At 41.7% G+C, this 12,784-nt stretch carries 14 protein-coding genes; 13 read left to right on the forward strand and 1 reads right to left on the reverse strand.

Annotated elements, in window-relative coordinates; genetic code table 11:
* Window positions 1-8: 8 nt before the first annotated feature.
* The 13 genes from pepF to D8791_RS06045 all read left to right on the forward strand — a co-directional run bounded on the left by pepF (window position 9) and on the right by D8791_RS06045 (window position 11,347).
* On the forward strand, window positions 9-1,811 hold the full coding sequence (gene pepF, locus D8791_RS05985; RefSeq protein ID WP_125446665.1) for an oligoendopeptidase F: 1,803 nt from the start codon (window positions 9-11) through the stop codon (window positions 1,809-1,811).
* Window position 1,812: 1 nt separating this feature from the next.
* Window positions 1,813-2,496: an O-methyltransferase gene (locus D8791_RS05990; RefSeq protein WP_125446667.1), complete on the forward strand. Its 684-nt coding sequence runs from the start codon at window positions 1,813-1,815 to the stop codon at window positions 2,494-2,496.
* A 110-nt stretch (window positions 2,497-2,606) separates the two neighbouring features.
* Window positions 2,607-3,683: a peptidylprolyl isomerase PrsA gene (prsA, locus tag D8791_RS05995; RefSeq protein ID WP_125446669.1), complete on the forward strand. Its 1,077-nt coding sequence runs from the start codon at window positions 2,607-2,609 to the stop codon at window positions 3,681-3,683.
* A 138-nt stretch (window positions 3,684-3,821) separates the two neighbouring features.
* Window positions 3,822-4,400 (forward strand): LURP-one-related/scramblase family protein, encoded by a 579-nt coding sequence (locus D8791_RS06000; protein WP_185760565.1) that lies wholly within the window; start codon window positions 3,822-3,824, stop codon window positions 4,398-4,400.
* A 33-nt stretch (window positions 4,401-4,433) separates the two neighbouring features.
* The gene (alaS, locus tag D8791_RS06005) at window positions 4,434-7,052 is read left to right on the forward strand and encodes an alanine--tRNA ligase (protein ID WP_125446673.1); all 2,619 of its coding nucleotides are present in this window, start codon (window positions 4,434-4,436) and stop codon (window positions 7,050-7,052) included.
* 297 nt (window positions 7,053-7,349) lie between these two features.
* Entirely contained in the window at window positions 7,350-7,544 is a 195-nt protein-coding gene (locus tag D8791_RS10640; RefSeq protein ID WP_260473510.1) for an aspartyl-tRNA synthetase, read from the forward strand.
* An 11-nt stretch (window positions 7,545-7,555) separates the two neighbouring features.
* Entirely contained in the window at window positions 7,556-7,762 is a 207-nt protein-coding gene (locus D8791_RS06015) for a helix-turn-helix transcriptional regulator (RefSeq protein ID WP_005590740.1), read from the forward strand.
* A gap of 170 nt (window positions 7,763-7,932) precedes the next feature.
* The gene (locus D8791_RS06020) at window positions 7,933-8,286 is read left to right on the forward strand and encodes a PspC domain-containing protein (protein ID WP_125446677.1); all 354 of its coding nucleotides are present in this window, start codon (window positions 7,933-7,935) and stop codon (window positions 8,284-8,286) included.
* A 15-nt stretch (window positions 8,287-8,301) separates the two neighbouring features.
* The gene (locus D8791_RS06025) at window positions 8,302-9,045 is read left to right on the forward strand and encodes a DUF3169 family protein (RefSeq protein ID WP_125446679.1); all 744 of its coding nucleotides are present in this window, start codon (window positions 8,302-8,304) and stop codon (window positions 9,043-9,045) included.
* A gap of 28 nt (window positions 9,046-9,073) precedes the next feature.
* A complete protein-coding gene (locus D8791_RS06030) occupies window positions 9,074-9,235 on the forward strand; it encodes a hypothetical protein (protein WP_247950733.1) in 162 nt (53 codons plus the stop codon).
* A 19-nt stretch (window positions 9,236-9,254) separates the two neighbouring features.
* On the forward strand, window positions 9,255-10,088 hold the full coding sequence (locus tag D8791_RS06035) for an ABC transporter ATP-binding protein (protein WP_125389674.1): 834 nt from the start codon (window positions 9,255-9,257) through the stop codon (window positions 10,086-10,088).
* Window positions 10,081-10,773: an ABC transporter permease gene (locus tag D8791_RS06040; protein WP_125446682.1), complete on the forward strand. Its 693-nt coding sequence runs from the start codon at window positions 10,081-10,083 to the stop codon at window positions 10,771-10,773. The genes D8791_RS06035 and D8791_RS06040 overlap by 8 nt, the downstream gene beginning before the upstream one ends.
* Before the next feature lie 13 nt (window positions 10,774-10,786).
* Entirely contained in the window at window positions 10,787-11,347 is a 561-nt protein-coding gene (locus D8791_RS06045; RefSeq protein ID WP_125446684.1) for a DUF3267 domain-containing protein, read from the forward strand.
* A 189-nt stretch (window positions 11,348-11,536) separates the two neighbouring features.
* Here the strand turns inward: D8791_RS06045 and ald are convergent, their stop codons facing one another.
* Complete coding sequence (ald, locus tag D8791_RS06050) at window positions 11,537-12,649, reverse strand: alanine dehydrogenase (RefSeq protein WP_005590734.1); 1,113 nt, start codon at window positions 12,647-12,649, stop codon at window positions 11,537-11,539.
* Window positions 12,650-12,784 lie beyond the last annotated feature (135 nt).

Genomic DNA, 12,784 nt, shown 5'->3' on the forward strand with positions numbered 1-12,784 from the left:
AAATTTCTATGGCAAAACAAAGAAATGAAATTGAAGAAAAATATACTTGGGATTTGAGGACTATTTTCCCGACTGATGAAGCCTTTGAAGCAGAATTGGCGCAGGTTTCAGAAGAAGTGAAGAAAGCAGCTGGTCTGGCTGGGCATTTGCTGGATTCAGCGGACAGTCTCTTAACAACGACTGAAGTGCAACTGGACTTGATGCGTCGTATTGAAAAGCTTTATTCTTATGCTCACATGAAGAATGACCAGGATACACGTGTAGCTAAGTACCAAGAGTATCAGGCGAAAGGCATGACTCTTTACAGCGATTTTGGTCAAAGCTTTGCCTTCTATGAGCCAGAATTCATGGAAATTACAGAAGACCAATACCAAGCTTTTTTGGCTGAAAAACCTGAACTACAAACCTATCAATATTATTTTGATAAGCTTTTGCAGAAGAAGGAACACATCCTGACCCAGCGTGAAGAGGAGTTGTTGGCTGGTGCTGGAGAAATCTTTGGCGCTGCCAGTGAAACCTTTGCTATTTTGGACAATGCGGATATCGTCTTTCCGGTGGTTCACAATGAAAAGGGCGAAGAAGTCCAGTTGACACATGGGAACTATATTTCTTTAGTAGAGTCTAAAAATCGGGAAGTTCGTAAGGAAGCTTATGAAGCTCTTTATAGCGTTTACGAGCAGTATCAACACACCTATGCGAAAACTCTTCAGACAAACGTTAAGGTTCAAAATTACAATGCGAAAGTCCGCAAGTTCTCATCTGCCCGAGAGGCGGCCTTATCGGCTAACTTTATCCCAGAAAGTGTCTATGATAGCTTGGTTTCTGCTGTAGACAAACACCTTCCACTTTTACAGCGTTATATTGCCTTGCGAGCAAAGATTTTGGGTATTTCTGATTTGAAGATGTACGATTTGTACACACCTTTGTCAGAAACAGATTACAAGTTCACTTATGAGGAAGCCTTGGCTAAGTCTGAGGAAGTCTTGGCAATTTTGGGTGAGGATTATTTGAGTCGAGTGAAGACAGCCTTCTCAGAGCGATGGATTGATGTTTATGAAAATCAAGGTAAGCGCTCAGGGGCATACTCGGGAGGATCTTATGATACCAATGCCTTTATGTTGCTCAACTGGCAGGATACACTGGATAACCTCTTTACTTTGGTGCACGAGACAGGTCACAGTATGCACTCCAGCTATACTCGCGAAACCCAGCCTTATGTCTATGGAGACTACTCTATCTTCCTAGCTGAGATTGCTTCAACGACCAATGAAAATATCTTGACAGAAAAGCTCTTGGAAGAAGTAGAGGATGACGCTACTCGTTTTGCTATTCTAAACCACTTCTTGGATGGATTCCGTGGTACGGTCTTCCGTCAAACTCAGTTTGCGGAGTTTGAGCATGCAATCCACAAAGCTGATCAAGAAGGACAAGTGTTGACTAGCGAGTTTCTCAATGATCTCTATGCAGACTTAAACGAGAAATACTACGGCTTGAAAAAAGAGGACAATCCGCAGATTCAATACGAATGGGCACGCATTCCTCACTTCTACTATAATTATTATGTTTTCCAATATTCTACAGGATTTGCAGCCGCTTCGGCCTTGGCCGAAAAGATTGTCCATGGTAGCCAAGAAGACAAGGACAAATATCTGGACTATCTCAAAGCTGGGAACTCTGACTATCCGCTCAATGTCATTAAAAAAGCGGGTGTAGATATGGAAAAAGAAGACTATCTAAATGCTGCCTTTGCAGTCTTTGAGCGTCGTCTGGATGAATTTGAAGCCTTGGTAGAAAAGTTAGGATTAGCATAAGATGGTCGAGACTTATAATCAAAACTCTAATCCCAATATGCGTCGGCCAGTAGTCAAGGAAGAAATTGTAGACTTTATGAGACAGCGTCTTCAGCCGGTCGCAGGTGGACTTAAGGAGCTGGAGGATTTTGCCAGAGCTGAAAATGTGCCTGTGATTCCCCATGAGACAGTGGCTTATTTTCGTTTGCTTCTCGAAAGTCTCCAGCCAGAGAAGATTTTGGAAATCGGGACGGCTATTGGTTTTTCGGCTCTTTTGATGGCGGAACATGCGCCTCAGGCTCAGATTACGACTATTGACCGCAATCCAGAGATGATTGAGCTTGCTAAGGCTAATTTTGCTAAGTATGACAGCCGTCAGCAGATTACCCTGCTGGAAGGCGATGCAGTGGATTTGCTTGAGACACTGGAGGATTCTTACGACCTGGTCTTTATGGACTCTGCCAAGTCCAAGTATGTGGTCTTTCTGCCCCAAGTCCTCAAGCGCCTCAATCCTGGTGGCCTGGTCCTGATTGATGATGTCTTCCAAGGAGGAGATGTTGCCAAGCCTTTTGAGGATATTAAGCGTGGCCAACGGGCTATTTACCGTGGCTTGCACAGCCTGTTTGACGCAACTTTGGACAGTCCAGATTTGACTGCGAGCTTGCTTCCTTTAGGAGATGGGCTGCTTATGATTAGAAAAAAATAATCCCTTCACTTTTTTCTCAAATTCCAAAAATTTTTAGGAAAAATTAAGATATCAAGTTAGATTTGTGGTACAATAGACAAAGTGAATTTATTGAAGGAGTAGATAAAATAATGAAGAAAAAAATCCTTACAGGAGCAGTAACTCTCTTTTCTGTAGTGGCTTTAGCAGCATGTTCACAAACAGCAAAAGATAAAGATATTGTGACAATGAAGGGCGAGACAATCACAGTAAGTGAATTTTACGATCAAGTAAAAAATAATGGTGCCTCTCAACAAGTTTTGCTTCAAATGGCCATTAAGCAAGTTTTTGAAGAAAAGTATGGCAAAAAAGTAACGGATAAAGAGGTTGAAGAAGCCTTTGAAAAAATGAAATCCGCTTATGGTTCTGCCTTCCAAAATGTTCTTGCTCAAAGCGGAATGACAGAAGATGCCTACAGAGACCAGATCCGCGCAAATAAATTGGTCGAATACGCTGTTAAGAAAGCAGCTGAAAAAGAGTTGACAGATGACAACTACAAGGCTTTCTTTGAAACTTACACACCAGAAGTAACGGCTCAGATTATCAAGGTGGACAGTGAAGAAAAGGCTAAGGAAGTGCTTGAAAAAGCTAAGGCTGAGGGAGCAGACTTTGGTCAGTTGGCCAAGGAAAACTCAACTGATAAGGACACCAAAGATAAGGGTGGTGAGGTGAAATTCGACTCAACCTCTACAACGGTTCCAGATGCAGTTAAGAAAGCTACTTTTGCCTTGGAAGAAAATGGCGTTTCTGATGTGATCACTGTACGAGGTAAGCAGAACTATTCAGCAAGTTACTACATTGTTAAATTGGTGAAGAAAACTCAAAAATCTGCAAAATGGACAGATTACAAGAAACAACTAAAAGAGGGAATCCTGACTCAAAAACAAAACGATGCAAGCTTTATTCGTTCTGTTATTTCTAAAGAATTGAAGGAAGCGAATCTGAAAGTGAAGGATCCAGCTTTCCAAAATGTCTTTGCCCAATATGTAGAAGGAGATACTTCTAGCTCATCGTCTAAAGAAGAAAGTAAGTCTCAGTCTTCTAGTTCAGAAGAAAAGAAATCACAATCTTCTAGCTCGGAAGAAGCAAAATCTGAGGCTTCAAGCTCGGAAGAAAGCAAGTCAGAAGCTGCTCATACTGAAGAAAAACCAGCTCCTGCAGCAGAATAAGCTTGACGAAAAGACAAGAAGTCAGTATAATAAAACTATTGAGAATTGATTTTCTAAATCTCAGCTCAGAGAATTGGCGGTGCTGCGAGTCATGTGAGAGGAAAATTCATGCTACTCATGTTTCAAACTAAATAGCTAATGAGAATGACAAGTTCATTGAATGAAGGTGGTACCGCGTTTTTTCGCCCTTCAGACAAGGAACTTGTCTTTTATCTTGACTCTGGAGGTAAAGCGATGAAGACCTATCTTGTCAAACAAAAATTTCGCCTAGGCGGTGAACGTTTCGATATCAAGGATGATCGAGGCAATGTAGCTTATCAGGTGGAAGGATCATTTTTTCAGATTCCCAAGACCTTTACAATCTACGATACACAGGGGCAGACTGTCAGCCAGATCACTAAAACCTTTCTTACCTTCATGCCCCAGTTTGAAATCAAACTCAGTGACGGGACGAGTTTTTACATTCGTCAGAAGTTCACTATCTTGCGTGATAAGTATCAGTTTGACAATTTAGGCCTAAGGGTCGAAGGCAATATCTGGGATCTCAACTTCCGATTACTAGATGACCGCAATCAAATCGTGGCAGAGATTACCAAGGAGCTTTTCTATCTAACCTCTACTTATCAGGTGATTGTCTATGATGAGGCTTATTCAGATTTGGTCATTTCCCTCTGCGTCGCTATTGACTATGTGGAGATGCTGGAAAGTTCATCATAAAAAACATTAAAAAGATTTAAGGAGAAAAATAAAATGAAACAAATGTCAAGTACTCAAATTCGCCAAATGTGGTTGGATTTCTGGGCAAGCAAAGGCCACTCTGTAGAACCATCAGTTAGCTTGGTTCCAGTAAATGACCCGACTCTTTTGTGGATTAACTCTGGGGTAGCAACTCTTAAGAAATATTTTGACGGGACCATTATCCCTGAAAATCCACGTATCACCAATGCGCAAAAAGCGATTCGTACAAACGATATTGAAAACGTAGGGAAGACTGCGCGTCACCATACCATGTTTGAAATGTTGGGGAACTTCTCTATCGGGGATTACTTCCGTGATGAGGCTATCACTTGGGCTTATGAACTCTTGACAAGCCCTGAGTGGTTTGCCTTCCCAGCTGAAAAACTCTATATGACTTACTATCCAGACGATAAAGATTCTTACAACCGCTGGATTGAAGTAGGAGTGGACCCAAGTCACTTGATTCCAATCGAAGACAACTTCTGGGAAATCGGTGCGGGACCTTCTGGACCAGATACTGAGATCTTCTTTGACCGTGGAGAAGCATTTGACCCAGAAAATATCGGTATTCGCCTGCTTGCAGAAGATATCGAAAACGACCGTTACATCGAAATCTGGAACATTGTATTGTCACAATTCAACGCTGATCCAGCTGTACCTCGTAGCGAGTACAAGGAATTGCCACATAAGAACATTGATACGGGCGCTGGTTTGGAGCGTTTGGTGGCGGTTATTCAAGGGGCTAAGACCAACTTTGAAACAGACCTCTTCATGCCGATCATTCGTGAAGTTGAGAAGTTGTCTGGTAAGGTCTACGACCAAGATGGCGACAATATGAGCTTTAAGGTCATCGCTGACCACATCCGTTCCCTTTCATTCGCTATCGGTGATGGTGCCCTTCCAGGAAATGAAGGCCGTGGTTATGTCCTTCGTCGTCTTCTCCGTCGTGCTTCTATGCACGGTCAAAAATTGGGCATCAACGAGCCTTTCCTTTACAAACTCGTTCCAACTGTTGGAAAAATCATGGAAAGCTACTACCCAGAAGTGCTTGAAAAACGTGACTTTATCGAGAAAATCGTTAAGAGCGAGGAAGAGTCATTTGCTCGTACCCTTCATTCAGGTCAACACTTTGCCCAAGGTATCGTAGCAGACTTGAAAGAAAAAGGTCAATTTGTCATTGCTGGTTCAGATGTCTTTAAACTCTACGACACTTACGGATTCCCAGTAGAGTTGACAGAAGAAATCGCAGAAGAAGCGGGCATGACGGTAGACCGTGAAGGCTTCGAAGCAGCCATGAAAGAGCAGCAAGAACGTGCGCGTGCATCTGCTGTCAAAGGCGGATCTATGGGTATGCAAAATGAAACCCTTCAAAACATCACTGTTGAGAGCGTCTTTAACTACAATGCCAGTCAATTGCCTTCTAAACTGGTGGCTATCGTAGCGGACAATGCTGAAGTAGAAGCTGTCTCTGAAGGAACTGCCTCTCTCATCTTTGCAGAGACTCCATTCTACGCGGAAATGGGTGGACAGGTAGCTGACCACGGTCAAATCTTGGATGCTGAAGGAAATGTCGTGGCTACCGTGACAGATGTTCAAAAAGCACCAAACGGACAACCGCTTCATACTGTTGAAGTTCTTGCACCACTTGCCTTAAACCAAGAGTATACGTTGGTCATTGACACCAACCGTCGTCACCGTGTCATGAAAAACCATACAGCAACTCACTTGCTTCACGCTGCCCTTCACAATATCCTTGGAAACCATGCGACACAAGCAGGATCCCTTAACGAAGTCGAATTCCTTCGCTTTGACTTCACACACTTCCAAGCCGTAACTCCTGAAGAGTTGCGCGCCATTGAACAAGAAGTCAATGAGAAAATCTGGGAAGCAATTGCAGTAGAAACGGTTGAGACAGATATTGACACAGCAAAAGAAATGGGAGCTATGGCCCTCTTTGGTGAGAAATATGGTAAGGAAGTCCGAGTTGTAACTATCGGCGATTACTCAGTCGAGCTTTGTGGTGGTACCCACGTTGGCAACACTTCTGAGATTGGCCTCTTCAAAATTGTCAAAGAAGAAGGGATTGGCTCAGGAACTCGCCGTATCTTGGCCGTGACTGGCAAGGAAGCCTTTGAAGCCTATCGCGAGCAAGAAGACGCTCTGAAAGCAGTAGCAGCAACCTTGAAAGCACCTCAACTCAAGGAAGTACCTCACAAGGTTGAAGGCCTTCAAGAGCAACTTCGTCAATTGCAAAAAGAAAATGCAGAATTAAAGGAAAAAGCCGCAGCAGCTGCAGCAGGTGATGTCTTCAAGGATGTGAAGGAAGTTAACGGCCACCGTTACATTGCTAGCCAAGTTTCTGTATCAGACGCAGGTGCCCTTCGTACCTTTGCGGATAACTGGAAACAAAAAGAATACTCTGACCTTCTTGTCTTAGTCGCAGCTATTGGTGATAAGGTCAATGTTCTCGTAGCTAGCAAGACTAAAGACCTTCATGCAGGGAACCTTGTCAAAGAATTGGCTCCAATCGTTGATGGACGTGGTGGTGGTAAACCAGACATGGCCATGGCGGGAGGAAGCAACCAAGCGAAAATCCAAGATTTGCTGGATGCAGTAGCAGGTAAATTATAGTATATTTTTTAAGATCAGGATTCAGTCTTGGTCTTTTTTACTTCTTATTTTGTAAAGGATCTAAGTCTTTATGACAAAAATCTTTATTTTTTTGACAAATATACTTGTCAAAAAGAAAAGAATCCGTTACAATGTATTTAAGTTAAGAAGAAAAGATAAAAGGAGGGACTAATGGAGATACTGTTTTGGTGTCTACTTCCGATATTTTCTGGTTTGTGGCTGATGTCATCCAGTGAATTGAAAAATGTAAAAAGGAAGTTGAAACGTTTAGAGAGAAATAAAGAAAGGAGTGGAGAAATGTCACGTTTTTTTAAAGAAATGATTGGGAAAAAACCGATCATCATCGGTGAAGTTTTTGGGACAGATTGCTGGGTGATTGTTGATGCCGATGACGATTGGGTTAAGTTGAGTAAGACCAATAAAAAAGGTCAAACAAAAATTAAGCTCATGCGTATTGACGATATCAAGTCTGTTGAACTGAAAGAAGACTGAGAGGTGTTGTCATGAAGCTGAAAAATCGACTTAAAGAGCTGAGGGCCAGAGACGGGCTGAATCAAACTGACTTGGCCAAGAAAGCTGGCGTGTCACGGCAAACGATTAGCTTGCTGGAGCGGGATGAATACACGCCCTCCGTGGTCATTGCCCTCAAAATTGCTCAGATTTTCAACGAAAGTGTCGAAAATGTCTTTCGCCTAGTGGAGGAAGAGTAGGTAGTCAGGAAAAATCAGTTACTGGAGATAGTTTATGCTAGCCATCTTGTCATGAAGACTAGCAAGCAAGCTTTCATATCATAGCGATTACTTGATCTGATCCTAATTAGCTGTGTAAGTATATTAGTGCTTTTCCGCAAGTGACGGAAAGTAAAACAAGGAGAAAAACAATGCAAGAATTTATGGAAAACTTTAAAGTTAACGAAGAACAAGCAAAAATTGCTGGTGTCTGTGCAGGCTTGGCGGATTATTTTGGGATAAAGGTAGCTTATATTCGTCTGATCTTCGCAGTTATAGTGCTAGCATCAACTGAGTTAGGGATTTTTGTAGCCTTGGGCTATGCCTATCTGGCAGGATGGTTACAAAGGGATTATTTGTGGAATAAAATGAACAAAAAAGTCAGAAATCACTTTATTTTTCTGATGACAGTGCTGATTATTTTACCTTTATTTGGCCGTGAAATACTGGAAATTGCCTCTGACTTTATTAGCCAAGTCATGGCTTGGCTGACTGTGCTTATTTAAGAATAGGAGAAAACAATGTCAACAAAGAAAAGAATATTGAGAAATATCGGCATCTTCATTCTTGCTGCTATATTAGGAGGAGGGGTAGTTGGTTTTATAATGGCTCATTTTGAGCATATTTCTTGGCCGACTTTCTTAAATGTTGAACTGCTGAAGAACATTGGTCGAGCGAGTTTGTTTATTCTCTATCCCGTAACCTTTTTCTTGCTCTATCAGACGCATAAATTTCACAGGGCTTACCAGAGAGAAGAAGATGATGACAAAAGCTATGAGCTCTATCGTCAAACTTTCAAAACACTAGAATATGCGACGATTTTATATAATATCTCGTATGCTCTGACTCTATTAACCCTCTTTGTAGGAGTGAGCTACCTTGGTCCGATACTAAGGTCAGAAACGACGATTCACATTCCATTTTATGATATTGCACTGTTTCTTGCTTTGATTTTAGGTCAAATTCTTGTATTGAAAACCACTCAGAAGGTTCGTCAATATAAATTATCTGCTATGCCGACCATTGAGGAGATGAAGGACTATGCGCTGTCCTATGATGAAGGAGAGTTGCAGGCTCATTATGAACAAAGCTTTTTAACCCTCTTTAATCTCAATCAGCGCCTCATTCCAGGCCTTTATGTCTTGCTCTTTATTCTTGGAGTTGGGACCCCAATGCAGGTCGTATCTGGCATGATTGTCTTAACCATTATTTTTGTCTATATCAATGTGGACTCCTATCAAGCAGTTAAAAGATATTTCAAATAAGCTGTTTGTCGGCCAAAAAGGAGTTCGTTTGAAACTAGTGAGCTTTATCTTTCCTAGTATCTATATTGGACTGATACTGCTAAATTTCCTATTCCAGTTGGATACGATTTTGGCTTGGATTGCGGTATCGGTCATCTATCTTTATGTTACTGTCAGCCAGTACAAAATTGTTAAACGTTACTATAAGTAAGAAAGTGAGAAGAGGCCTTATGTCACAAGTGATTCAAGTAGAGAATATTTCTAAAAGTTTTGGAGATAAAAAAGCTTTAGAACGGATTAATTTTCATATCGATCAAGGAGAAATTTTCGGATTTTTAGGACCATCTGGTTCGGGAAAAACAACCTTAATTAACATCCTGACAGGCCAGCTTGATGCCGACAATGGTCAAAGTAAAATTCTTGGTAAGGCCTCAGATGCTATTAATGCTCAGGATTTGGTGAAAATTGGCCTAGTATCTGATACAAGTGGCTTTTATGAAAAGATGACTCTCTATAAAAACCTGCAGATATATGCGAAATTATACGATTTAAAAAATGAGCGGATAGATGAAGTTTTAGAGCAGGTTGGTTTGTTAGAAAGCAAAAATATTGTCGCAGAGAAGCTTTCGACAGGTATGAAGCAGCGGATGTTTCTAGCTCGGGCTCTTTTAAATAATCCTGAGGTCTTATTCTTGGATGAACCAACGAGTGGACTTGATCCCCGTACTTCCAAGGTGATTCATGAGCTTTTGCTTGAGCTGAAGAAAAAGGGAACAACCATTTTTCTGACGACGCATGATATGCATGAAGCGAGCGCCCTTTGTGATCGACTGGCCCTGCTAAATAAGGGAGTATTGGTAGAATATGGCGAGCCGAAAGCTATTATTCAAAAATATAACACAGCCAAGAAAGTTAAAATTAGCTATGAAAATGGAGAAACCGAGCAAATTTCGTTCTCAGAATTGGCTACAAAAGACCTAAAACTAGCTATTACAGTACATTCTTGCGAACCTACATTAGAAGAAATCTTTATTCAATTAACAGGAGAAAAACTAGATGTATAAAAAAATTAAAGCTCTCACATGGCTGCGTACTCAGATTTTATTGACAAACTCTTCTTTGCTTATGTCCGTCTTGCTGCCCTTTGGCCTCCTCTTTTTGTACAATATGATTTTAAATAAGGATGGCAACGCAGGCCAAGGACTATTGAAGATGATCCTGCCTGTGACTTTTGCCATGAGTGGCGGCTACATGGTATCTATTATGATGGCAGAGGACAAGGAAAAGCGCAATCTAAAAACCTTGATGTTGAGCGGGGTTCGTTCTACTGAATACCTCTTATCCATGTTGGTTTATCCCTTCCTATTTACAGTCTTTGCCTTGTTTTTTTTCCCATATTATTTGCATGTAGATCTGTCTGGCAAATGGCCTGTCTATCTTGTGATCAATCTCTTCATTATTGTTATTATCCTTTTAATCAATCTTTTTATTGGTGGTATTTCCAAGACACAATCTCAAGCTCAGGTTTATAGTTTATTTCCGCTGTTTCTGATTAGTTTCGTACCTCTATTTGCTAGTTTTGATAAAACAATACAGCATATTCTGCGGTTTACTTTTATGAATCCATTTATCAACTTCTTTGAAACAGGAGACTATTCATTTAAAATTGAAGATTTCTCTAATTTGGTGATTTGGCTTCTTATTTTTATCAGTGCAAGCACCTATGTCTTGAGTAAAGGTCGAAAATGATGGAGGAGCTTTTATGAAACTTATTAAAAAAATCAACTTTATGGAAGAAAAGAAATATGTAATCGGTCTAAATGTAGCGGGGCTCTTGCTGATTTTTCCTTTCTCCATGCTTTTTGCAAAATTGACCCAGCTAATCTTTCGTGCAGACCATTATGATTTTTCGGGTCTAGATCTGGCCTACTTGTTAATTTTTACCTTTATACTTGTCATCATCCATGAGTACATCCACGGTTTCTTCTTCAAGTTTTTTGGTAAAGGGAAGGCCAAGGTCAAGTTTGGTTTTAAAAATGGGATGGCCTATGCGACTAGTCCAGGTACCTTCTACCATCGTAAGGACTTTTTGGTCATTGGTTTGGCACCCTTTGTTTTGATTAGCCTGTTTCTGACCTTATTGGCCATGCTGGGCTTGCTCAGTTCAACTCTCTATATGCCCTTAGCTAGTATTCATGCAGCGGGCTGTGTTGGTGACTTTTACATCGCTTTACTGCTGTTGGGCCAGACTGATGATATTCTGGTCGAGGATACTGAGGTTGGGATGAACTTTTACCAGAAAGAAGAGCCTAGTCAGGGCTAGGAATCAGTGGTTTTAGATACTTCTTGTAAAATGGCTATTAAAGAGTAACATACTGGATAATTTAAAGATTTGGAGCAATGTTGATCCTGTCTAAATAGATGGCAGCGTGATATTAAGTTTAAATTTAAGACAAATGAAACCCGAAGGACTAGAAGTTCCTTCGGGTTTTGTATATAAGAGGAAAAATGATTAGACAAGTTCGTCAATAGAAGTGTAATCGAGATTCAAGCCTTCTGCAACAGGTCGGCTAGTGATGTGGCCGTGATAGGTTGTGACACCTTCACGCAATCCAGCGTCGTCTGCAATAGCTTGTTTGAAGCCTTTGCCAGCCAGCGCTTCGATATAAGGAAGGGTGACATTGGTCAGGGCGATAGTAGAAGTGCGAGCCACGGCACCAGGGATATTGGCTACCGCATAGTGGAGAACACCGTGTTTCTCATAAACTGGCTCATCGTGGGTGGTCACGCGGTCAGCAGTCTCGATAACACCGCCTTGGTCAACGGCCACGTCAACAATGACAGAACCAGGGCGCATTTGCTTCACCATATCGTCAGTCACCAGTTTTGGTGCCTTAGCACCAGGAATGAGCACAGCTCCAATCACGACATCTGCTTCGCGGACGCTTGCCTCGATGTTAAATGGATTGGACATGAGGGTTTGGATTTGGTTACCAAAGACTTCTTCCAGTACGGATAGACGTTTGGCACTAATATCGAGAATCGTAACTTGAGCGCCTAGTCCCAGAGCGATACGGGCTGCATGAGTTCCTACAACACCGCCTCCGATAATGGTGACTTTACCTTTTGGCACACCTGGTACACCACCAAGGAGAACGCCAGAGCCACCTGTCTGCTTGGTTAGGAAATGAGCTCCGATTTGAACCGCCATACGACCAGCAACCTCACTCATAGGTACTAAGAGTGGTAGTTGCCCTTGTCCGTCACGTACAGTCTCGTAGGCTACCCCGGTAGTTTTAGCAGTTACCATAGCTTGGGCTAATTCGGGAGCAGCGGCCATGTGCAGGTAAGTGAAGAGTAAGAGGTCATCACGCAAGAATTGGTATTCAGCTTCCAGCGGTTCTTTAACCTTAACAACCAACTCAGCTGCCCAGGCTTCAGCAGCAGTGGCAACAATTTTTGCACCTTGCTTTTCATAGTCTGCATCTGCAAAGCCAGATCCAAGTCCAGCATTTGTCTCAATCAAAACCTGATGGCCTTTTCCTACAAGACTGTGCACACCAGCTGGCGTCAGGGCAACGCGATTTTCATTATTTTTAATTTCTTTTGGAATTCCGATTAACATAGAGCTTTACTCCTTTTTCTAACGCTAGGATCTCCGAATACAGGACTACAAAGGGACCTAGGTCAATTATTGTGATGTTTTCATTTTAAAGGAAACTGTCGCAAAAAGCAAGAAAAAAAGGATTGTTTTAGGCGG

Source organism: Streptococcus cristatus (assembly GCF_003943515.1).
Taxonomy (GTDB): Bacteria; Bacillota; Bacilli; order Lactobacillales; family Streptococcaceae; genus Streptococcus; species Streptococcus cristatus_D.

What these genes read in the sequence shown, in the direction of transcription:
- D8791_RS06045 (WP_125446684.1), top strand. Translation starts at nt 10,787, where the DNA reads ATGAAACTTATTAAAAAAATCAACTTTATGGAAGAAAAGAAATATGTA.
- D8791_RS06020 (WP_125446677.1), top strand. Translation starts at nt 7,933, where the DNA reads ATGCAAGAATTTATGGAAAACTTTAAAGTTAACGAAGAACAAGCAAAA.
- alaS (WP_125446673.1), top strand. Translation starts at nt 4,434, where the DNA reads ATGAAACAAATGTCAAGTACTCAAATTCGCCAAATGTGGTTGGATTTC.
- D8791_RS05990 (WP_125446667.1), top strand. Translation starts at nt 1,813, where the DNA reads ATGGTCGAGACTTATAATCAAAACTCTAATCCCAATATGCGTCGGCCA.
- D8791_RS06035 (WP_125389674.1), top strand. Translation starts at nt 9,255, where the DNA reads ATGTCACAAGTGATTCAAGTAGAGAATATTTCTAAAAGTTTTGGAGAT.
- ald (WP_005590734.1), bottom strand. Translation starts at nt 12,649, where the DNA reads ATGTTAATCGGAATTCCAAAAGAAATTAAAAATAATGAAAATCGCGTT.
- D8791_RS06025 (WP_125446679.1), top strand. Translation starts at nt 8,302, where the DNA reads ATGTCAACAAAGAAAAGAATATTGAGAAATATCGGCATCTTCATTCTT.
- D8791_RS10640 (WP_260473510.1), top strand. Translation starts at nt 7,350, where the DNA reads ATGTCACGTTTTTTTAAAGAAATGATTGGGAAAAAACCGATCATCATC.
- pepF (WP_125446665.1), top strand. Translation starts at nt 9, where the DNA reads ATGGCAAAACAAAGAAATGAAATTGAAGAAAAATATACTTGGGATTTG.
- D8791_RS06040 (WP_125446682.1), top strand. Translation starts at nt 10,081, where the DNA reads ATGTATAAAAAAATTAAAGCTCTCACATGGCTGCGTACTCAGATTTTA.
- D8791_RS06000 (WP_185760565.1), top strand. Translation starts at nt 3,822, where the DNA reads ATGAGAATGACAAGTTCATTGAATGAAGGTGGTACCGCGTTTTTTCGC.
- prsA (WP_125446669.1), top strand. Translation starts at nt 2,607, where the DNA reads ATGAAGAAAAAAATCCTTACAGGAGCAGTAACTCTCTTTTCTGTAGTG.
- D8791_RS06015 (WP_005590740.1), top strand. Translation starts at nt 7,556, where the DNA reads ATGAAGCTGAAAAATCGACTTAAAGAGCTGAGGGCCAGAGACGGGCTG.